The organism is Streptomyces sp. NPDC094034 (genome assembly GCF_040303865.1).
Taxonomy (GTDB): domain Bacteria; phylum Actinomycetota; class Actinomycetes; order Streptomycetales; family Streptomycetaceae; genus Streptomyces.
Window position 1 is genome coordinate 222515 of sequence record NZ_JBEOUD010000006.1, and the last position, 19231, is coordinate 241745.

At 67.1% G+C, this 19231-nt stretch carries 16 protein-coding genes and 1 pseudogene; 9 read left to right on the top strand and 8 right to left on the bottom strand.

The window, feature by feature from the left end; genetic code table 11:
- Nucleotides 1–31 precede the first annotated feature (31 nt).
- On the bottom strand, nucleotides 32–1423 hold the full coding sequence (locus ABTZ59_RS08845; protein WP_351392879.1) for a serine hydrolase domain-containing protein: 1392 nt from the start codon (nucleotides 1421–1423) through the stop codon (nucleotides 32–34).
- 97 nt (nucleotides 1424–1520) lie between these two features.
- Between ABTZ59_RS08845 and ABTZ59_RS08850 the strand changes: the two are divergent.
- Nucleotides 1521–1892: pseudogene (locus ABTZ59_RS08850) on the top strand (VOC family protein); the annotation flags it as partial.
- 40 nt (nucleotides 1893–1932) lie between these two features.
- Nucleotides 1933–2898 carry an aldo/keto reductase gene (locus ABTZ59_RS08855; protein ID WP_351392955.1) on the top strand — a complete coding sequence of 322 codons (966 nt, stop codon included), beginning with the start codon at nucleotides 1933–1935 and terminating at the stop codon, nucleotides 2896–2898.
- A 108-nt stretch (nucleotides 2899–3006) separates the two neighbouring features.
- On the opposite strand, the gene dnaB is transcribed toward ABTZ59_RS08855, so the two are convergent.
- A complete protein-coding gene (gene dnaB, locus ABTZ59_RS08860) occupies nucleotides 3007–4485 on the bottom strand; it encodes a replicative DNA helicase (RefSeq protein WP_249951484.1) in 1479 nt (492 codons plus the stop codon).
- A gap of 422 nt (nucleotides 4486–4907) precedes the next feature.
- Between dnaB and ABTZ59_RS08865 the strand changes: the two genes are divergently transcribed.
- On the top strand, nucleotides 4908–6245 hold the full coding sequence (locus tag ABTZ59_RS08865; protein WP_351392883.1) for an MATE family efflux transporter: 1338 nt from the start codon (nucleotides 4908–4910) through the stop codon (nucleotides 6243–6245).
- 186 nt (nucleotides 6246–6431) lie between these two features.
- Here ABTZ59_RS08865 and rplI read toward each other — a convergent pair whose 3' ends face one another.
- The 4 genes from rplI to rpsF form a co-directional block, all read right to left on the bottom strand.
- Nucleotides 6432–6878 (bottom strand): 50S ribosomal protein L9, encoded by a 447-nt coding sequence (gene rplI, locus ABTZ59_RS08870; RefSeq protein WP_030354350.1) that lies wholly within the window; start codon nucleotides 6876–6878, stop codon nucleotides 6432–6434.
- Between the two features lie 18 nt (nucleotides 6879–6896).
- Entirely contained in the window at nucleotides 6897–7133 is a 237-nt protein-coding gene (gene rpsR, locus ABTZ59_RS08875; RefSeq protein WP_003967857.1) for a 30S ribosomal protein S18, read from the bottom strand.
- 43 nt (nucleotides 7134–7176) lie between these two features.
- The gene (locus tag ABTZ59_RS08880; RefSeq protein WP_351392887.1) at nucleotides 7177–7767 is read right to left on the bottom strand and encodes a single-stranded DNA-binding protein; all 591 of its coding nucleotides are present in this window, start codon (nucleotides 7765–7767) and stop codon (nucleotides 7177–7179) included.
- Nucleotides 7768–7841: 74 nt separating this feature from the next.
- A complete protein-coding gene (rpsF, locus tag ABTZ59_RS08885; protein ID WP_006604399.1) occupies nucleotides 7842–8132 on the bottom strand; it encodes a 30S ribosomal protein S6 in 291 nt (96 codons plus the stop codon).
- A 272-nt stretch (nucleotides 8133–8404) separates the two neighbouring features.
- Here rpsF and ABTZ59_RS08890 point away from each other — a divergent pair, with 272 nt between their 5' ends.
- From ABTZ59_RS08890 to ABTZ59_RS08900, 3 genes are all read left to right on the top strand, one after another.
- Nucleotides 8405–8719, top strand: coding sequence for a hypothetical protein (locus ABTZ59_RS08890; protein WP_351392889.1), 315 nt, complete (start codon nucleotides 8405–8407; stop codon nucleotides 8717–8719).
- A gap of 111 nt (nucleotides 8720–8830) precedes the next feature.
- Nucleotides 8831–9949, top strand: coding sequence for a lipid II:glycine glycyltransferase FemX (locus tag ABTZ59_RS08895; protein WP_351392893.1), 1119 nt, complete (start codon nucleotides 8831–8833; stop codon nucleotides 9947–9949).
- 189 nt (nucleotides 9950–10138) lie between these two features.
- A complete protein-coding gene (locus ABTZ59_RS08900) occupies nucleotides 10139–11170 on the top strand; it encodes an alanine racemase (protein WP_351392896.1) in 1032 nt (343 codons plus the stop codon).
- A gap of 100 nt (nucleotides 11171–11270) precedes the next feature.
- On the opposite strand, the gene ABTZ59_RS08905 is transcribed toward ABTZ59_RS08900, so the two are convergent.
- Nucleotides 11271–12761 (bottom strand): glycosyltransferase family 87 protein, encoded by a 1491-nt coding sequence (locus ABTZ59_RS08905; RefSeq protein ID WP_351392899.1) that lies wholly within the window; start codon nucleotides 12759–12761, stop codon nucleotides 11271–11273.
- 139 nt (nucleotides 12762–12900) lie between these two features.
- Nucleotides 12901–15516 (bottom strand): transglycosylase domain-containing protein, encoded by a 2616-nt coding sequence (locus ABTZ59_RS08910; RefSeq protein ID WP_351392902.1) that lies wholly within the window; start codon nucleotides 15514–15516, stop codon nucleotides 12901–12903.
- A gap of 369 nt (nucleotides 15517–15885) precedes the next feature.
- On the opposite strand from ABTZ59_RS08910, the gene ABTZ59_RS08915 reads away from it, so the two are divergent.
- From ABTZ59_RS08915 to ABTZ59_RS08925, 3 genes are all read left to right on the top strand, one after another.
- Nucleotides 15886–16602, top strand: coding sequence for a PadR family transcriptional regulator (locus ABTZ59_RS08915; RefSeq protein WP_351392904.1), 717 nt, complete (start codon nucleotides 15886–15888; stop codon nucleotides 16600–16602).
- Between the two features lie 60 nt (nucleotides 16603–16662).
- Complete coding sequence (locus tag ABTZ59_RS08920) at nucleotides 16663–17745, top strand: inositol-3-phosphate synthase (RefSeq protein WP_351392908.1); 1083 nt, start codon at nucleotides 16663–16665, stop codon at nucleotides 17743–17745.
- Between the two features lie 96 nt (nucleotides 17746–17841).
- Nucleotides 17842–19113 (top strand): MFS transporter, encoded by a 1272-nt coding sequence (locus ABTZ59_RS08925; protein WP_351392911.1) that lies wholly within the window; start codon nucleotides 17842–17844, stop codon nucleotides 19111–19113.
- Nucleotides 19114–19231: the final 118 nt, after the last annotated feature.

Here is a 19231-nt window from a genome sequence, read left to right on the forward strand (position 1 = left end):
GCCCGGTTTCACGTGAAACATCACAGTCTCTCTACTCCCTGAAATCCCTGCGGCCGAGCCAGCCCTTCGAGTCCACGCCCCCGGGGACCGCGTCGCCCGGCTCATACGGCTCGCGCGTGAAGACGAACGACCCGAGATCGAGATGGCTCACCGAGCCGTCAGGGCGACGCACCACCCGCAGGGTCTCCCCCGCGTAGTAGCCATCGAGTCCTCTCCAGTCGCCATCCGGCTGCACCACGAAGCGGGAACCACGCCCGCCGCCTCGTAGCGGATCAAGTTCCAGGCCCCGGTCCGACGACCACTTCAGCCCGAAGGGATGCGTCCCCCAGTACCACGGCCCGGTGAGATCCAGCAGCGCCCGGTCCGCCTCGGGCAGCGGACGCCACGGTTCGGGGATCCGCGGCTCCGCCTCGGCCACAATGCCGATGAGCTCTGCCGCGATCACCCCGACATACGGCCCCGAGGTGACATTGGCCAGCACCACCGCCGCCACATCCTCCTCCACGCTGACCCACAGACCGGCGACAAATCCGGGCAGCGAACCCATATGCCCCACCAGCGTCCGGTCCCCCCACCGGGCAAGCTGGGTCCCGAGCCCGTAGCCGCCATTCCACTCCCCGGCCTCGGGCGGCGCGGCCGGCGTCCGCATCTCCCGCACCGACTCCGCACTCAGAACCCTCTCGTCCCCCTCCGAGAGGAAGACCGCGAAGCGGCAGAGATCGGCGGCCGTCGACCAGAGCTGACCGGCGGGGGCCATCAGGCCCAGATCCTCCACGGGCTCGGCCAGCATCACATCGGCCCAGGGATGCACAGCCCAGCCGCCCGCGTGCGGCGCCATGGGCCGCGAGGACGTTCGGTCCATGGACAAGGGCTCAAGAACCTCACGCCGCAGCACCTCCTCCCAGGACGCCCCGCGCACGGCCTCCACCAGCGACCCGAGCAGCGTGAAGCCTGGATTCGAGTAGTGATGGCGCCGTCCCGCCGGGTGCAGCACGGGCCGCTCACCGAGGACATCGGCGAGCTCCGGGCGGAGCGAACCCGGTGTCCGCTCCCACCAGGGGGCCGGGGTCTCCGCGCTCAACCCCGCGCTGTGCCCCAGGAGCTGAGCAACCGTGACTTCGCCCACCCCCGTGCCCGGAAGGTGCTTCTCCAGCGGGTCGTTCAGATCGAGCAGTCCCTCATCACGCAACCGCAGTACCAGAACGGCGGTGAACGTCTTGGTGATGGACCCGATCCGGTACTGCGTATCCGCGTCCGGAGCATGCCCCTCCACGCAACTACGGGCCCCCGTCCACACCATCCGCCCCTCTCGCGCCACCGCACCAACCAGTGATGGAGCTCGGCCCTCGGCCTGAGCTCGGGCGATGCGGTGCAACAGGGCTCGACGCGTACTGGGCAGCAACTGTTCGGGAGATGAGGTCATGGTCCACATCTACCGGCGACAGCCCCGCCCGGTCGACTGCATTTCGCTCCACGGCGTCACCCTGGACAGAAACGGCCGCAATGATCAGAGTGACCGCATGACATCCCTGGTACGCCACATCACCATCGACTGCGCCGACGCCTACGCCCTCGGCAGCTTCTGGGCCAAGGTCATCGGCGGCTCCCTGGCGGACGACGACAACCCCGGCGACCCGGAAGCCGTGCTCGCGTCAGAGGGCGCCACGCTGCTGTTCATCCAGGTGCCCGAGGCCAAGTCCACCAAGAACAGAGTCCATCTGGATCTCCAGCCCCAGAACCGCACACGCGACGACGAGGTGGACCGCCTCCTCGCCCTCGGCGCCACCCTTGTGGGCGACCACCGCCGCCCCGACGGCACGGGCTGGGTCACCCTCGCCGACCCGGAAGACAACGAATTCTGCGTGGAACGCAGCGCCGCCGAACGAGCGGCCTGACCAACCCAACCCGACCAACCAAGATGTGGAGGGGACTGTGCACTACCGCGAGCTGGGACGCAGTGGCCTGTCGGTGTCCGAGATCGGCTACGGAGCCTGGGGCATCGGCGAGTCCGGCTGGGTGGGCGCCACGGAGGACGAGTCCGTACGCGCACTGCACCACGCCATCGACCGGGGCGTGAACTTCATCGACACCGCCCGCGGCTACGGCGAGAGCGAGCGCATCGTGGGCCAAGTGGTCCGCGAGCGGGCCGATGACCAGGTGTACGTGGCGACCAAGGTGCCCCCGAAGAATCGCGTCTGGCCTGCCCCCGGCGGGCTGGACCCCGCCGAGAGCTTCCCTGGCACACATATCCGCGACAGCCTGGAGACCAGCCTGCGCGTCAGCGGCCTGGACCACTTCGACGTACTGCAGTTCCACGTCTGGAGCGACGAATGGGTCGGCCGCGGCGACTGGCTGGAGACCATCGCCGAACTCAAGCAGCAGGGGAAGATCCGCCTGTTCGGCATATCCATCAACGACCACGAGCCCGACAACGCCCTCGCCCTGGTCCGCAGCGGCGTCGTGGACACCGTGCAGGTCATCTACAACATCTTCGACCAGGCCCCGGCCGACACCCTGCTTCCCGCCTGCCAGGAACACGGAGTCGGCGTGATCGTCCGAGTGGCCCTCGACGAAGGGGGCCTGACAGGGCGAATCACGGCCGGAACCACCTTCCCCGACGGCGACTTCCGCAGCCGCTACTTCCGCGGCGACCGTCCCGCCCAGGTCGAGCAGCGCGTCAACGCGATCACCACCGAGCTGGGCATCGCCCCCGACGCGATCGCGGAAACCGCACTGCGGTACGTGCTCAGCGCACCGGCCGTCTCCACCGTCATCCCCGGCATGCGCACCGTACGGAACGTGGAGCGCAACACCGCCGTGAGCGACGGGCACCCGCTGACCTCCGACCAGCTCACCCTGCTCGCCAAACACCGCTGGCAGCGCGACTTCTACGCCTGACCCCCGGCGGACGCGGCCCCCGCCGGACGGCTGTCCACGGCGGGGCCGCACCAAGCGAACCGACCTCGGCGTATCGAGCACCCGGATCCAGCAGGCGAGGGACGGGCGTCAGGTCTGCGCCATGTCCACGAAGCGCGAATAGTGGCCCTGGAACGCCACCGTGATCGTCGCCGTCGGGCCGTTACGGTGCTTCGCCACGATGAGGTCGGCCTCACCCGCGCGCGGCGACTCCTTCTCGTAGGCATCCTCGCGGTGCAGCAGGATCACCATGTCCGCGTCCTGCTCGATCGACCCCGACTCACGCAGGTCGGAGACCATCGGCTTCTTGTCCGTACGCTGCTCCGGACCACGGTTCAGCTGCGACAGCGCGATGACCGGCAGCTCCAACTCCTTGGCCAGCAGCTTCAGGTTTCGCGACATGTCCGAGACCTCCTGCTGACGGCTCTCGGCCCGCTTCGAACCGCCCGACTGCATCAGCTGCAGATAGTCGATGATCACCAGCTTCAGCTCATTGCGCTGCTTCAGCCGCCGGCACTTCGCCCGGATCTCCATCATCGAGAGGTTCGGCGAATCGTCGATATAGAGCGGAGCCTGCGACACATCCGGCATACGACGGGCCAGCCGCGTCCAGTCCTCGTCCGTCATCGTGCCCGATCGCATGTGGTGCAGCGCCACCCGCGCCTCCGCCGACAGCAGACGCATCGCGATCTCATTGCGCCCCATTTCAAGCGAGAAGATCACACTCGGCAGATTGTTCTTGATCGACGCGGCCCTCGCGAAGTCCAGAGCGAGCGTGGACTTACCCATGGCGGGACGGGCCGCGATGACAATCATCTGGCCGGGGTGCAGCCCGTTCGTGAGGGAATCGAAGTCCGTGAAGCCGGTCGGCACACCGGTCATCTCACCGCTGCGCGAACCGATCGCCTCGATCTCGTCGAGCGCTCCCTCCATGATGTCGCCGAGCGGCAGATAGTCCTCACTGGTCCGCTGCTCGGTGACGGCATAGATCTCGGCCTGCGCGGAGTTGACGATCTCGTCCACATCGCCGTCGGCCGCGTATCCCATCTGCGTGATCTTCGTGCCGGCCTCGACGAGCCGTCGCAGCACCGCCCGCTCATGGACGATCTCCGCGTAGTACGAGGCGTTGGCCGCCGTGGGCACCGACTGCACCAGGGTGTGCAGATACGACGGCCCGCCCACGCGGGTGATCTCACCCCGCTTGGTCAGCTCGGCCGCCACCGTGATCGGGTCGGCCGGCTCGCCCTTCGCATAGAGATCGAGGATCGCCTGGAAGACGGTCTCGTGCGCGGGGCGATAGAAGTCATGCCCCTTGATGATCTCCACCACATCGGCGATGGCGTCCTTGGACAGCAGCATGCCGCCGAGTACGGACTGCTCGGCATCGAGATCCTGCGGCGGGACTCGCTCGAACCCGGGTGACCCACCGTCCCAGGCACCGCTGTCCCGACCGCGCTCGTGCTGCTCCTCGCGGCCCTGCCCCTCGCCACGGCGCTGCCGGGAGACAGGCAGACGGTCACTGGGACCGGCGTCGGTCCAAGGGTCGTCCAATGGCTCGGGAATGCTCACCGGCCACCTCCTCACGTCCGCTCAGCGGACCTCGCCGTGCCACTCTTTCTACGGCACGACACTGACAAAACGAGAGGCCCATCTCCGGTTCCGGCGCGTCGGACGCCGGTCCACGGTAGGCCCGCGGGCACCGTCAGCCAATCTGGTTATCCACAGGCCATGTGGACGACCGATCAGATGCTGTGGAGAACCCCGGCGATCCTGTGCACGGACCGGGGGACAGCACTGTGGACAAACTCATAATGCCCCTGCCGAACCCACTCTGACCTGCGCTTTTTCCGTCCACCGACTGTGGGGGAGAAAAACTTTCCCGACTGGACCAAGATCAGAACAAACGGCACACAGTCGAGCCTTCGCGAGGCAGTCACGTAAGGAGCCCAGTCGCATTGCGTCACTTACCTGTGGAAGATTAGATTGAGCGCATGACAAAGGCTCCCGCGATATCCAGGACAGGCCCCCGACGGCACGATCGCGAGATCATCGCCCTCGCCGTTCCCGCCTTCGGCGCCCTCGTCGCAGAGCCGCTGTTCGTGATGGTGGACAGCGCGATCGTCGGCCATCTCGGCACCCCCCAACTCGCCGGACTGGCGATCGCGGCAGCCCTGCTGATGACCGCGGTGAGCATCTTCGTCTTTCTCGCCTACGCCACCACCGCGGCCGTGGCCCGGCGCGTGGGCGCAGGTGATCTCCAGGCCGCCATCCGTCAGGGTATGGACGGCATCTGGCTCGCTCTTCTGCTCGGCGCGGCCGTCATCGCCGTCACACTGCCCGCCGCGCCCTGGCTCGTCGGTCTGTTCGGGGCGTCGGACACCGCCGCCCCGTATGCGGTGACCTATCTGCGGATCTCCAGTCTCGGTATCCCGGCCATGCTGGTCGTGCTCGCCGCCACGGGTGTGCTGCGCGGGCTCCAGGACACGCGGACTCCGCTGTATGTCGCCATCGGCGGGTTCGGTGCCAACGCGGTGCTCAATGTGGTGCTCGTCTACGGTGCCGGTCTGGGGATCGCTGGTTCCGCCTGGGGAACGGTGCTGGCTCAGTGCGCCATGGCCGCCGTCTATCTCGTGGTGGTAGTCCGTGGAGCGCGTCGGCACGGGGCCTCGCTCCGTCCCGACGCGGCGGGGATACGGGCGAGTGCGCAGGCCGGCGTGCCACTGTTGGTCCGTACGCTGTCGCTGCGCGCGGTTCTGATGATCGCCACAGCGGTCGCCGCGCGCCTGGGCGACGCGGATGTGGCGGCCCATCAGATCATTCTTTCGTTGTGGAGTCTGACAGCTTTCGCGCTCGATGCGATCGCCATCGCGGGCCAGGCGATCATTGGCCGCTATCTGGGGGCGGGTGACACTCAGGGCGCCCGGGATGTCTGCCGTCGCATGGTGCAGTGGGGGGTGGCGGCGGGTGTGGGGCTCGGCGTTCTGATCGTGGCGACGCGTCCGTTGTTCATTCCTCTGTTCACCGGTGACCAGGTGGTGCGGGAGGCGCTGCTGCCGGCTCTGTTGGTGGTGGCTGTTACTCAGCCGATCTCGGGGATCGTCTTCGTGCTGGACGGCGTGCTGATGGGCGCAGGGGACGGCCCCTATCTGGCGGGAGCGATGTTGGTGACGCTGGCGGTCTTCGCCCCGGTCGCGCTGCTCGTTCCCATCTGGGGCGGCGGTCTGACGGCTTTGTGGTGGGCGATGGGGCTGATGATGGGGGTTCGTATGCTGACGCTCTGGCTGCGCACCCGCTCGGGGCGGTGGCTGGTCGTAGGCGCCACCCGCTGACGGAAGAACGCAGACCTGGTTTCACGTGAAACATGGCCACTGCCGAAAACATGGCCGCTGCCGAGCGGTCGCAGATCCCGGGTGGTCTCAGAGAGAGTGACCTCGGAGAGAACGAGAGGACCGCATCCCCTGGGGGATGCGGTCCTCTCCATGTACTGCTGAGCGCTGTACTGCTGAGCGCTTCGCTCAGGCGGCGATGACCTCGACGCCGAGCTTCGCGGCGACCTCGGGGTGCAGCCGGACGGACACCTGGTGCGAGCCCAGGGTCTTGATCGGCGAACCGAGCTCGATGCGGCGCTTGTCGACCTCCGGGCCACCGGCGGACTTGATCGCCGAGGCGAGGTCGGCCGGGGTGACGGAGCCGAAGAGGCGGCCGGCGTCGCCGGAGCGAACGGCCAGACGTACCTTCACGCCTTCGAGGCGGGCCTTGATCTCGTTGGCCTGCTCGATGGTGGCGATCTCGTGGATCTTGCGGGCGCGGCGGATCTGCGCCACGTCCTTCTCGCCGCCCTTGGTCCAGCGGATCGCGAAACCACGCGGGACCAGGTAGTTGCGAGCGTAGCCGTCCTTGACGTCGACGACGTCGCCGGCGGCACCGAGGCCGGAGACCTCGTGGGTGAGGATGATCTTCATGATTCGGTCACCCTTCCCTTATCGCGCGGTGGACGTGTAGGGCAGCAGCGCCATCTCACGGCTGTTCTTGACTGCCGTGGCGACGTCACGCTGGTGCTGCGTGCAGTTGCCGGTGACGCGGCGGGCACGGATCTTGCCGCGGTCGGAAATGAACTTCCGCAGCATGTTCGTGTCCTTGTAGTCCACGTACTGGGTCTTGTCCTTGCAGAATGCGCAGACCTTCTTCTTAGGCTTGCGCACAGGCGGCTTCGCCATGGTGTTTCTCCTGTGTGATCAAGAAGTGGGGTGCGAGCCCGCCCTAGAAGGGCGGCTCGTCCGAGTAGCCGCCGCCGGAGCTTCCGCCCCAGCCGCCTCCATTGCCCCCGCCGCTCTGCGGCTGCTGCTGGCCGCCACCGGCCGGCGCGCTGGTGGCCCACGGGTCGTCGGCAGGTGCTCCGCCGCCGCCCTGCTGACCACCACCGGGGCCGCCGCCCCAGTTTCCGCCGCCCTGCTGGCCGCCGCCGTAGCCGCCCTGGCCACCGCGGCCGGTGGTCTTGGTGACCTTGGCCGTGGCGTTCTTGAGGCTGGGGCCGACTTCTTCGACGTCCAGCTCGTAGACCGTGCGCTTGACGCCCTCGCGGTCCTCGTAGGACCGCTGCTTCAGCCGGCCCTGCACGACAACGCGCATGCCTCGCTGGAGCGACTCGGCGACGTTCTCCGCCGCCTGACGCCAGACCGAGCAGGTCAGGAAGAGGCTTTCGCCGTCCTTCCACTCATTGGTCTGACGGTCGAAGGTGCGGGGAGTGGACGCGACGCGGAACTTCGCGACCGCCGCACCGGACGGGGTGAAGCGCAGCTCGGGGTCGTCGACGAGATTGCCGACGACCGTGATGACGGTCTCGCCTGCCATGGGTGAACCTCTCGGCGGGGATTGCTTCTGGCTGCTTGCTGCTGCTCGGGCCCGATGACCGCTGAGCTAGGAGCTCAGTGGGTCTCGGGACGGAGGACCTTGGTCCGGAGGACCGACTCGTTCAGGTTCATCTGTCGGTCGAGCTCCTTGACGACTGCGGGCTCGGCCTGCAGGTCGATGACCGAGTAGATGCCCTCGGGCTTCTTCTTGATCTCGTAAGAGAGACGACGACGGCCCCAGGTGTCGACCTTCTCGACCTTTCCGTTGCCCTCACGGACGACGGAGAGGAAGTTCTCGATCAGCGGGGAGACAGCGCGCTCCTCAAGATCGGGGTCGAGGATGACCATCACCTCGTAGTGACGCATGTGGAACCCACCTCCTTTGGACTCAGCGGCCACGGTCGTTCCGTGGCAGGAGGGTCGTGATGCGTGAGCAACGGTATCGGCCGCCACTGACAATCCGGCTCGCCGGGCGAGGGGATCGTTTTCTGGCGCGGGCAGACACCGCCGCAGACCGTACAGACTACTCACAGACCGGCTTCCGCTTGAAATCCGGTCGCCCGCGGACGCAATCTGTACACATCGGGTGTGCGCGGCGCTACGATGCGCCGCCTTCAGGCAAGGCCAGGAGGTGCCAGATGGCACAGGCAATGCGACCGAACTCCGCCACCTCTCTGTTCTCCACGGACGGCAAGCGTCATCCCCTCCAGGACATCCTGGTCGTGGTGACGCTGACACTGGGCGTTCTCGCCTTCGTCTCGGCTTTCTTCCACAATCTGCATCTGCTCAGTTCGTGGGCGGGACTGGTGGGGATCCTGACGGGCGCGTACGGGCAGTTCATCTCCGTGACGACGCGTGAACGGTTCCTGATCATCATCGGGCTCGGCGCCTCGGCGGTCGGGTTCTTCCTCGGAATGGCGCACGGCGGACTGTTCGGTGGGGTCGTCGGATAGCCGGACGCTCCGCCCACAGCCAGACGGGGCGCTCCATCGGCACAGTAGGCTTCGGCGCGAGAGCCGGAGCCCCTGTATCGATGGGGACACACCTGCCGAGGAGCGCCCCGCATGAGTCTGACCCTGAGGACCATCAGCCGAGAGCAGCATCTGGCGTATATCCAGAGTCTGCCGGCGGCGAGTCATTGCCAGGTCCCGGCGTGGGCTGATGTCAAGACGGAGTGGCGCTCGGAGAACCTGGGCTGGTTCGACAAGAACGACCAGCTGGTCGGCGCGGGGCTGGTGCTCTACCGCCAGCTGCCGAAGATCAAGCGGTATCTGGCGTATCTGCCCGAGGGGCCGGTGCTGAACTGGTACGCCCCGAATCTGGACGAGTGGCTGCGGCCGATGCTGGCGCATCTGAAGCATCAGGGTGCCTTCTCGGTGAAGATGGGTCCGCCGGTGGTGATTCGTCGGTGGAACGCGGGTGCGATCAAGTCGGGTATTCAGGATCCGGATGTGAAGCGTCTGCGCGATGTCGAGGCGACGCACATCGAGCCGCGGGCGTTCGAGGTGTCCGACCGGCTGCGCAAGATGGGCTGGCAGCAGGGGGAGGACGGCGGCGCGGGCTTCGGTGATGTGCAGCCGCGCTATGTCTTCCAGGTGCCGTTGGCGAATCGGTCGCTGGATGATGTTCTCAAGGGCTTCAATCAGTTGTGGCGGCGCAATATCAAGAAGGCCGAGAAGGCCGGCGTCGACGTGGTACAGGGCAGCTATGAGGATCTCGGTGAGTGGCAGCGGCTGTACGAGATCACAGCTGAGCGGGATCATTTCCGGCCGCGCCCGCTGTCTTACTTCCAGCGCATGTGGACGGTGCTGAACAACGAGGACCCGAATCGTATGCGGCTGTATTTCGCCCGTCATGAGGGTGAGAATGTCGCGGCGGCGACGATGCTGATCGTGGGCGGTCACGTCTGGTACTCGTACGGTGCGTCGGCCAATCACAAGCGTGAGGTCAGGCCTTCGAACGCCATGCAGTGGCGGATGCTGCGTGACGCGTACGCGATGGGTGCGACGGTCTATGACCTGCGCGGGATCTCCGACTCGCTCGATGAGACCGATCATCTCTTCGGTCTGATCCAGTTCAAGGTGGGTACTGGCGGCGAGGCTGTCGAGTACATCGGTGAGTGGGATTTCCCGCTCAACAAGCTGCTGCACAAGGCGCTTGACATCTATATGTCGCGCCGCTGACCGCGGTGGTGGCCGACGGTCAGCCCCTGTGGCGTTCCGCGCGGCGGCCGGTTCTTTCCCTTTCGTTCCCTCCCCCCTCGTTCGTTCCTTCCCTCCTCGTTCTTCCCCTTCTCGTTCCCCCCTCGTTTCTCCTCCTCGTTCATCCATCTCTTCGATTCACGGCAGCCGAGAGAAAGGTTCCGGACCGGTATGGCGCTCTCCCTCTACGTCGACACCGCGCGCTGGCGGGCGCACCAGAAGTCGGTCATCGAGCAGTTCCCGGGGGTTGTCCCGGTCTGCAAGGGCAATGGCTATGGCTTCGGTCATGAGCGTCTCGCCGATGAGACCACGCGCTTCGGCTCCGACACGCTGGCTGTCGGAACCATCTACGAGGCGGCCAGGATCAAGGACTGGTTCAGTGGTGACCTGCTGGTTCTCACGCCGTTCCGGCGGGGTGAGGAGCCGGTGCCGCTGCCCGACCGGGTGGTGCGTTCGGTTTCGTCCGTCGATGGTGTCTTCGCGCTGGTGGGCGCTCGTGTGGTCATCGAGTGCATGAGTTCGATGAAGCGCCATGGCGTGAAGGAGGAAGAGCTCGGCCAGTTGCACGCGGCCATCGAGGATGTGCGGCTGGAGGGCTTCGCCCTGCATCTGCCGCTGGACCGTACGGACGGTTCCGACGCGGTGGAGGAGGTCATCGCGTGGATGGACCGGCTGCGTGCGGCGCGGCTTCCGTTGCACACGATGTTCGTGAGTCATTTGCGCGCCCCGGAGCTGGCCAGGTTGCAGCAGCAGTTCCCGCAGACCCGTTTCCGGGCGCGTATCGGTACGCGGCTGTGGCTGGGGGATCATGACGCGACGGAGTACCGGGGCTCTGTTCTGGATGTCACCCGCGTCTCCAAGGGGGAGCGGTTCGGCTATCGCCAGCAGAAGGTCGCTTCCGACGGCTGGCTCGTGGTGGTCGCCGGCGGAACGTCCCACGGGGTGGGGCTGGAGGCTCCGAAGGCGTTGCACGGGGTGATGCCTCGCGCGAAGGGTGTCGCGCGTGCGGGTCTGGCCACGGTGAACCGGAATCTGTCGCCATTCGTCTGGGACGGCAAGCAGCGCTGGTTCGCGGAGCCGCCGCATATGCAGGTGTCGATCCTGTTCGTGCCGTCGGACGCGCAGGAGCCCAAGGTCGGGGATGAGCTGGTGGCTCATCTGCGGCACACGACGACGCAGTTCGACCGTCTCGTCGACCGCTGAGCGGGACGTCACTCAAAAGGCCGCAGAGCGCTCCAGGGGCGCTCTGCGGCCTTTTCACGTCGGCGACCGGCCTGGGCGGCCTCGCGGCCGTGTGGGCCGCTCAGGCGGCTCCTGGTGGCCGTACTCCCCATTCGACCCGGGGCCCTTCCACCGACTGGGCGGCGTGCTGTGTCGGCCTGGCGGCGCCGCCGAGTACGAATCTGTCCTGTGCCCGGTCCAGTACGCCGCCCGACGGGTCGTCGGAGCCGTCGGTGCGTACACCGTCTTTCTCGGGCATCAGGATGTCCCGTACGACCAGTGCGCACAGGTAGAGCGTCCCCAGCAGGTGCAGGGCGATGGCGAGCTGGTAGCCCTCGGTGGGCAGTCCCTTGTGTGCGTCGCCGCTGGTCGTGTAGGCGAGGTACATCCAGATGCCGAGGTAGTACATGACCTCGCAGGCCTGCCAGATCAGGAAGTCTCGCCAGCGAGGCCGGGCGAGGGCCGCCAGTGGGACGAGCCACAGTACGTACTGCGGTGAGTAGACCTTGTTGGTGAGGATGAAGGCGGCAACGACGAGGAAGGCGAGCTGGGCGAAGCGTGGGCGGCGGGGGGCCGTCAGGGCGAGCGTCGCGATGCCCGCGCACGCAAGGAGCATCAGGAGCATCGCGTAGTTGTTGACGGTGCCGACGTCCAGGGACTCGCCCGTGCGCTGGGTGATGATCAGCCAGAAGGAGCCGAAGTCGACCTGGCGCTCCTGGCTGAAGGTGTAGAACTTCTTCCATCCCTCGGGTGCGAGGACCATGACCGGCAGATTCACCGCGAGCCATGCGGCGGCGGCGCCCAGGACCGCCGTTCCGTACTCACGGAATCGCCCGGCACGCCAGCACAGCAGGAGCAGCGGCCCCAGGAGCAGTACGGGGTAGAGCTTGGCGGCGGTCGCGAGACCGATGAGGATGCCGAAGGCCAGGGCGCGGCCGCGTGACCACATCAGCATCGCGGCGGCGGTGAGCGCCACGGCCAGCAGGTCCCAGTTGATGGTGGCCGTGAGTGCGAAGGCGGGCGCGAGGGCGACCAGCAGGGCGTCCCAGGGCCGGCGGCGGTGGGTGCGGGCGACGCAGACGGCGATGATCGCGGCGCAGATCATCAGCATTCCCGCGTTGACCATCCAGTACATCTGCTCGCGGTACTGCAGGGAGCCGCCCGGGGTGAGCCAGGAGGCGACCTCCATGAAGAGGCCGGTCAGTACGGGGTACTCCAGGTACTCCATGTCGCCGTTGAGCCGGTCGAAGTACGGCACCAGGTTGTCGGAGAAGCCGCGTCCCAGGAAGAGGTGCGGGATGTCCGAGTAGCACGCGTGGGTGTATTGCGAGCTGGCGCCGCGGAACCAGGCCCAGTTGTAACACGGCATCTTCTGCGCCATGCCGAGCGCAAACATGCCGATCGCCACAAGCGCGACGACGCGTACGGGGGTGAACCTGCTGCTGCCGAACCAGGCCCAGCGCCCGACCGGGCCGCCGATCAGCTCGCTGCCGGCCGCGGCGATCTCGTCACGCCGCGTGGGCGGCACGACCGGCCGGTCCTGGTCCACGGATGTCTCTTCTGCGCTGGGCATGGCGCCCATCCTGCCGTATGCCGCCAGGAACACGGCGAGGGCCGCCGCACCGTACACGTACGCGAGTCGGTACGTGCCGGTGCGGCGGCCCTCGTGGCGGGTCTCGTGGGCGGCGCTCGGCCTCCCGGGCCCGTCGCGGTCAGCCTCTGGGGCCTCCGAAGATGCTTCCGGTGTCGCCGGAGCTCTCGTCGGGGGAGGTTGACGGACTGCTTTCTCCGCCAGGTCCGCCGTTGCCGCCATTACCTCCGTTGCCGCCGTTGCCCCCATTGCCGCCGTTTCCGCCACCGTTGGCGCAGCCGAACGGCTGGTTACAGGATTCCTCCGAGGAGGGCGTGTCGGACGGCGTCTCGGACGGCGTCTCCGAGGGGGTCTCGGACGGCGTCTCGCTCGGCGTCTCGGACGGCGTCTCGCTCGGGGTCGGGGACGGTGATGTGCCGCCGCCGTACCAGGCCCCTCCGACGGGCTCGGGCTCGGGGAACTTCACGACTGGCTCCCCCTTGAGCACCTCTTCCATGTAGTCGTGCCAGATCTCCGAGGGGAACGAGGCACCGTGGATCTTGTCCTGGCCACCCGTACCGAACATCTTCAGGAACTCGCGGTTCTTGTTCGTCGCGTCGTCGTCCATCCGGTACATGTCGATGGCGGTCGACAGCTGCGGGGTGTAGCCCACGAACCAGGCCGACTTGTTGCCGTCGGTGGTACCGGTCTTGCCGGCCACCTCGCGCCCTTCGAGCCGCGCGTTCTTACCGGTGCCCTTCTCCACCACGGTCTTCAGTACGTCCGTGACGTTGTCGGCGACGGCCGGGTCGAACGCCCTCTTCTCCTTGTTCTCGTGCTCGTAGACGGTCTTGCCGCTCTGGAGCACCTTGGTGACGGAGTAGGGATCCCGCTGCTTACCGCTGGAGGCGAACGTGCCGTAGGCGCCCGCCATCCGGATGGCGCTGGGGTCCGAGATACCGATCGAGAAGGACGGGACGTTCGACTCGGTGAGGGAGCTCTCCAGCAGCCCGGCCTTGATGGCGGCGTCACGGACCTGGGGGATGCCCACGTCCATGCCCAGCTGGACGAACGGGGAGTTGGCCGATTCCTGCATGGCGTAGCGCAGGTCGATGGGCCCGTAGTCCTTGTCGCCGTCGTTGACCTGGAGCCACTCCTTGCCCTTTTCGTTGGTCCAGATCGAACCGTCGTAGTTCTTGATCTTCAGCTTGTTGTCGCCGTTGTAGATGGTCTTGTCGGGCGAGACGGTCGTGCGGCTGCCGTCGACCGGATCGCGGACGCCGTCCTGCATCGCCGCGGCCAGAACGAACGGCTTGAAGGTCGAGCCGACCTGGGCTCCGGTCTGGTCGGCGTTGTTGGTGAAGTGCTTGGTGGCGTCCTGGCCGCCGTAGATGGCGACGATCTTGCCGGAGTCGGGCTCGACGGAGGCGCCGCCGAACTGGACGTGTGTGTCGGTGTCCGGGCGCTTCTTGGGGTCGATGTTGGCGTCGTAGACCTTCTCGACAGCGTCCTTCAGCTGTTCGACCTTCTTCTTGTTGAAGGTCGTGTGGATCTCGAAGCCGCCCCTGGAGAGATCGTCTGCCGTGAGGCCCTTCGTGTTGTTGTTGACGAAGTACGCCTTGGCGAGGTCGACCAGGTAGCCGATCTGTCCGCCCTGCTGGGTGTTCTTCTTGACACCGTCCGGCATCGGGAACTTGGTGTACTTGGCCCGCTCGGACTGCTCAAGATGGCCGTCCTTCACCATCTCGTCGAGGATCCAGCCCCAGCGCTCGGTGGCCCTCTGCGTGTTCGCCTCGGCGGTCGCCCTCGGGTCGATGGAGGTCTGGCCGGCGGGGTCGTAGTACGTCGCGCCCTTGAGGAGCGTGGCCAGGAGCGCGCACTCGCTGGCGTTCAGCTCGGAGGCGTCCTTGCCGTAGTAGGTGCGGGCGGCGGCCTGGATACCGAAGGCGCCTCGCCCGTAGTAAGAGGTGTTCAGATAGCCCGCCATGATCTCGGGCTTCTCCATGTCGGTGCCGACCTTCATGGAGATGAACAGCTCTTTGAACTTGCGGCTCAGGGTCTGGCTCTGGTCGCCGAGCCGGGCGTTCTTGACGTACTGCTGGGTGATGGTGGAGCCACCCTGGGTGTTGCCGCCCTTGGCCATGTTGATCAGAGCGCGGCCGATACCCATCGGGTCGACACCCGAGTCGTCCCTGAAGGACTTGTTCTCGGCGGAGATCACCGCGTTCTGCATGTCCTCGGGGATCTTCTCGATCGGGATGATCTGCCGGTTGACCTCCCCACCGGTGGCGACCATCTGGGTGCCGTCGTCCCAGTAGTAGACGTTGTTCTCGGCCTTCGAGGCGAGATTGGGGTCCGGCACCTGTACCAGCGCGTAGGCGATGGTCCCGGCGGCCATGATGGACGCGACGAAGGCGATACCGAGTCCGGTGGTCTGCTTCCAGGACGGCACCCAGCGCCGCCAGCCGTACTTGCCCTGGCGCGGGTAGTCGATGAACCGCTTCTTGTACGGCTCACCGCGGCCGCGGCCGGCGCCCCCGCCGTCCGCCCCACGCCTGCGGCCACCCCGCTGGGCGGCACGTCGGGCCGCGGCGCGGCCACCGTAGGGCGGCTCCTCCTGATAGGAGCCGGAAGGTGAGGCCGAAACGGTTTCTCGGGACGGGGCGGCGCGGCGGCCGGATGGCTGCTGGGCCGCACGCCTGGCCGCGGCACGACCGCCACCCTGCGGCTGCGGCGGTTTGCGACGGTGCTCGCTCATCGAACGACTACTCCTCGGGCAGGCGCGGGCGCCTGGAAGCGGCAGTTGAGTTCCGGTCCCCCCGAAATGAATACGGACCGGTCCGGCATCGGGCTCATCCGACATGCATCCGGTAAGCCGACAGTCTTGACGCTGACCGGCGTCATTCGGTTCCCGGTGGTCTGCATGCCGCACAGACTACGCACGGTCAAAACCCCCCGAGAGCTGAAGTTCACCCTAAATCAGGCAAGTTGCTTCCTGAGAATTAGTGATGTGACGCCGTTCACGATGGTCCCCCTTGTCGCAATCTCCACTCCGTTCTATCGTCGGGATGTATCGAGTCGATACATCAGTACGGCATAAGAGTCCGGACAGCGGAGGAGGCGACGGGTGAGCAGACGCTCGGGCATCCTTGAATTCGCTGTCCTCGGTCTGCTCCGCGAGTCCCCCATGCACGGATATGAGCTGCGGAAACGGCTCAATACGTCGCTGGGGATCTTCCGCGCCTTCAGTTACGGGACGCTCTATCCCTGCCTCAAGACGCTGGTCGCCAACGGCTGGTTGATCGAGGAGCCGGGGAGCGCTCCGGAGGACGCGCTCGCCGCCTCCCTGGCGGGGCGCCGCGCCAAGATCGTCTATCGGCTGACGGCGGAAGGTAAGGAGCACTTCGAGGAGCTGCTGTCCCACACCGGTCCCGACGCCTGGGAGGACGAGCACTTCGCGGCTCGGTTCGCCTTCTTCGGGCAGACGGAGCGTGAGGTGCGGATGCGGGTGCTGGAGGGCCGCCGCAGCAGGCTGGAGGAGCGTCTGGAGAAGATGCGCGCCTCACTGGCCCGTACCCGCGAGCGCCTCGACGACTACACGCTGGAGCTCCAGCGGCACGGCATGGAATCCGTGGAGCGCGAGGTGCGCTGGCTGAACGAGCTCATCGAAAGCGAGCGGGCGGGGCGGGATCAGAGACGGCCCGACCCCGGAAGTCCCGCTGAGCGAGAAGGCACATCAGGAGAAGCGGACGGCCTGCCCCGGCACCGGGATGCCACGTCTTCCGGGGGCACGCCCCCGGGTCATCCCGGCCCGCCGGATCCGTCCGCGGACACCACCAAGTGAGGTCCTGCATCTCCGCAGGGTTTCATCACGAACACTGACATCACACAGGGAGCAACCGGAATGGGTTCGGTACGCGTAGCCATCGTCGGCGTGGGCAACTGCGCCGCCTCACTGGTGCAGGGCGTCGAGTACTACAAGGACGCCGACCCGGCGGGCAAGGTACCGGGGCTGATGCATGTCCAGTTCGGCGAGTACCACGTGCGGGACATCGAGTTCGTTGCCGCCTTCGACGTTGATGCGAAGAAGGTCGGCCTCGACCTCGCGGACGCCATCGGCGCCAGTGAGAACAACACCATCAAGATCTGTGACGTGCCGTCCTCGGGCGTCACGGTCCAGCGCGGCCACACCCTCGACGGTCTGGGCAAGTACTACCGCCAGACGATCGAGGAGTCCCCCGAGGCGCCGGCGGACATCGTCCAGACCCTCAAGGACAAGCAGGTCGATGTCCTGGTCTGCTACCTGCCCGTGGGTTCCGAGGACGCCGCGAAGTACTACGCGCAGTGCGCCATCGACGCCAAGGTCGCCTTCGTCAACGCCCTTCCGGTCTTCATCGCCGGTACGAAGGAGTGGGCGGACAAGTTCACCGAGGCCGGTGTCCCGATCGTCGGTGACGACATCAAGTCCCAGGTCGGTGCCACGATCACGCACCGCGTCATGGCGAAGCTCTTCGAGGACCGGGGTGTCATCCTGGACCGCACGATGCAGCTGAACGTCGGCGGCAACATGGACTTCAAGAACATGCTGGAGCGCGAGCGCCTGGAGTCCAAGAAGATCTCGAAGACGCAGGCCGTCACCTCCCAGATCCCCGACCGTGACCTGGGTGCCGACAATGTCCACATCGGCCCGTCGGACTACGTCGCCTGGCTCGACGACCGCAAGTGGGCGTACGTCCGCCTTGAGGGCCGTGCCTTCGGTGACGTCCCGCTGAACCTGGAGTACAAGCTGGAGGTCTGGGACTCCCCGAACTCCGCGGGTGTCATCATCGACGCGGTGCGCGCCGCGAAGATCGCCAAGGACCGCGGTATCGGTGGCCCCATCCTCTCCGCGTCGTCGTACTTCATGAAGTCGCCGCCGGTCCAGTACTTCGACGACCAGGCCCGCGAGAACGTCGAGAAGTTCATCGCCGGCGAGGTCGAGCGCTAGAGCGCGGCCTCCCCGTCACGACGAGAAGGGTCCCCGGACTGCTGGTCCGGCGACCCTTCTCGTCCGTTCCGGTCCGCGTGTGTGACGCTGGCTCACATGTCTGTCGTGCGTGATCTGCGTGTGCTCCTGCGCCTCGGAAACTTCCGCCGACTGCTGGCGGTCCGGTTGTTCTCCCAGGCGGCCGACGGTGTCTTCCAGGTGGCGCTCGCCGCGTACGTCGTCTTCTCCCCGGAGAAACAGACCTCGCCCGCCTCGATCGCCTCCGCGATGGCCGTGCTCCTCCTGCCGTATTCACTGATCGGCCCGTTCGCCGGGCTGCTCCTGGACCGCTGGCAGCGCCGCCAGGTCTTTCTGTACGGGAATCTGCTGCGGGCCCTCCTCGCGGGCTGTACGGCGGTGCTGATCGTGGTCTCCGTACCCGACTGGCTCTTCTATGTCTCGGCGCTGTCGGTGACCGCCGTCAACCGGTTCGTTCTCGCCGGGCTCTCGGCCGCCCTGCCGCGTGTGGTGGACGACGAGCGGCTGGTCCTCGCGAACTCGCTCTCTCCGACCGCCGGAACGCTCGCCGCGACCGCGGGCGGCGGACTCGCCTTTGTCGTGCGGCTGACGGTCTCGGACTCCGACGCGGCCGTGATGCTGCTGGGCGCCGTCCTCTATCTCTGCGGGGCGCTCGCCTCCCTCCGGCTGGCGCGCGAACTGCTGGGTCCTGGAAAGTCGCCGCGAGACCGGCCCCGACTGAGCGCCGCCCTGTCCTCGACGGCACACGGGCTCGCGGACGGGGTACGGCATCTCGCCGAGCGACGGGCGGCGGCCAAAGCGCTGGCGGCCATGACGGTGATGCGCTTCTGCTACGGGGCGCTGACGGTGATGGTGCTGATGCTCTGCAGATACGCCTGGACGGAGCGGGAGGACAGCGGGCTGGCGCTGCTCGGGCTGGCCGTCGCCATCTCCGGCGCGGGATTCTTCGCCGCCGCGGTTCTCACGCCCTGGGCGGCGGGCCGACTCGGCCCGTTCGGGTGGATGGCACTGTGCGCGGGAGCGGCGGCCGTCCTGGAGCCGGCCTTGGGGCTGACCTTCGCGCCCACCCCCATCCTGGCCGCCGCCTTCATTCTCGGCCTGATCACCCAGGGCGCGAAGATCGCCACGGACACTGTGGTGCAGACGGCGGTGGACGACGCCTTCCGGGGCCGGGTCTTCTCCCTCTACGACGTCCTCTTCAATGTCGCCTTCGTCGGCGCGGCGGGGGTGGCCGCGGCGATGCTGCCGCCTGACGGCCGCTCCGTGCCACTCGTGGTCACGGTGGCCGTGCTCTACGCAGGAGTGGCCGCAGCCGTGGCGTACGGAGCACGGGGGCGATGTTTCACGTGAAACATCGCCCCACAAGCACCGAACCGCGGGGGATGTTTGTCCTGGATGAAGTCCCGCGGGGGGGGCTACGGGCGGTAGAGGGCCGCGGTGCGGTGCGGGCCGGAGGGAGGGGGGAGGG

Bases quoted from the DNA above. Each gene is read 5' to 3' on its own strand.
- ABTZ59_RS08845 (WP_351392879.1), bottom strand. From the start codon at position 1,423: ATGACCTCATCTCCCGAACAGTTGCTGCCCAGTACGCGTCGAGCCCTG.
- ABTZ59_RS08865 (WP_351392883.1), top strand. From the start codon at position 4,908: ATGACAAAGGCTCCCGCGATATCCAGGACAGGCCCCCGACGGCACGAT.
- rplI (WP_030354350.1), bottom strand. From the start codon at position 6,878: ATGAAGATCATCCTCACCCACGAGGTCTCCGGCCTCGGTGCCGCCGGC.
- rpsR (WP_003967857.1), bottom strand. From the start codon at position 7,133: ATGGCGAAGCCGCCTGTGCGCAAGCCTAAGAAGAAGGTCTGCGCATTC.
- ABTZ59_RS08880 (WP_351392887.1), bottom strand. From the start codon at position 7,767: ATGGCAGGCGAGACCGTCATCACGGTCGTCGGCAATCTCGTCGACGAC.
- rpsF (WP_006604399.1), bottom strand. From the start codon at position 8,132: ATGCGTCACTACGAGGTGATGGTCATCCTCGACCCCGATCTTGAGGAG.
- ABTZ59_RS08890 (WP_351392889.1), top strand. From the start codon at position 8,405: ATGGCACAGGCAATGCGACCGAACTCCGCCACCTCTCTGTTCTCCACG.
- ABTZ59_RS08895 (WP_351392893.1), top strand. From the start codon at position 8,831: ATGAGTCTGACCCTGAGGACCATCAGCCGAGAGCAGCATCTGGCGTAT.
- ABTZ59_RS08900 (WP_351392896.1), top strand. From the start codon at position 10,139: ATGGCGCTCTCCCTCTACGTCGACACCGCGCGCTGGCGGGCGCACCAG.
- ABTZ59_RS08905 (WP_351392899.1), bottom strand. From the start codon at position 12,761: ATGCCCAGCGCAGAAGAGACATCCGTGGACCAGGACCGGCCGGTCGTG.
- ABTZ59_RS08910 (WP_351392902.1), bottom strand. From the start codon at position 15,516: ATGAGCGAGCACCGTCGCAAACCGCCGCAGCCGCAGGGTGGCGGTCGT.
- ABTZ59_RS08920 (WP_351392908.1), top strand. From the start codon at position 16,663: ATGGGTTCGGTACGCGTAGCCATCGTCGGCGTGGGCAACTGCGCCGCC.
- ABTZ59_RS08925 (WP_351392911.1), top strand. From the start codon at position 17,842: ATGTCTGTCGTGCGTGATCTGCGTGTGCTCCTGCGCCTCGGAAACTTC.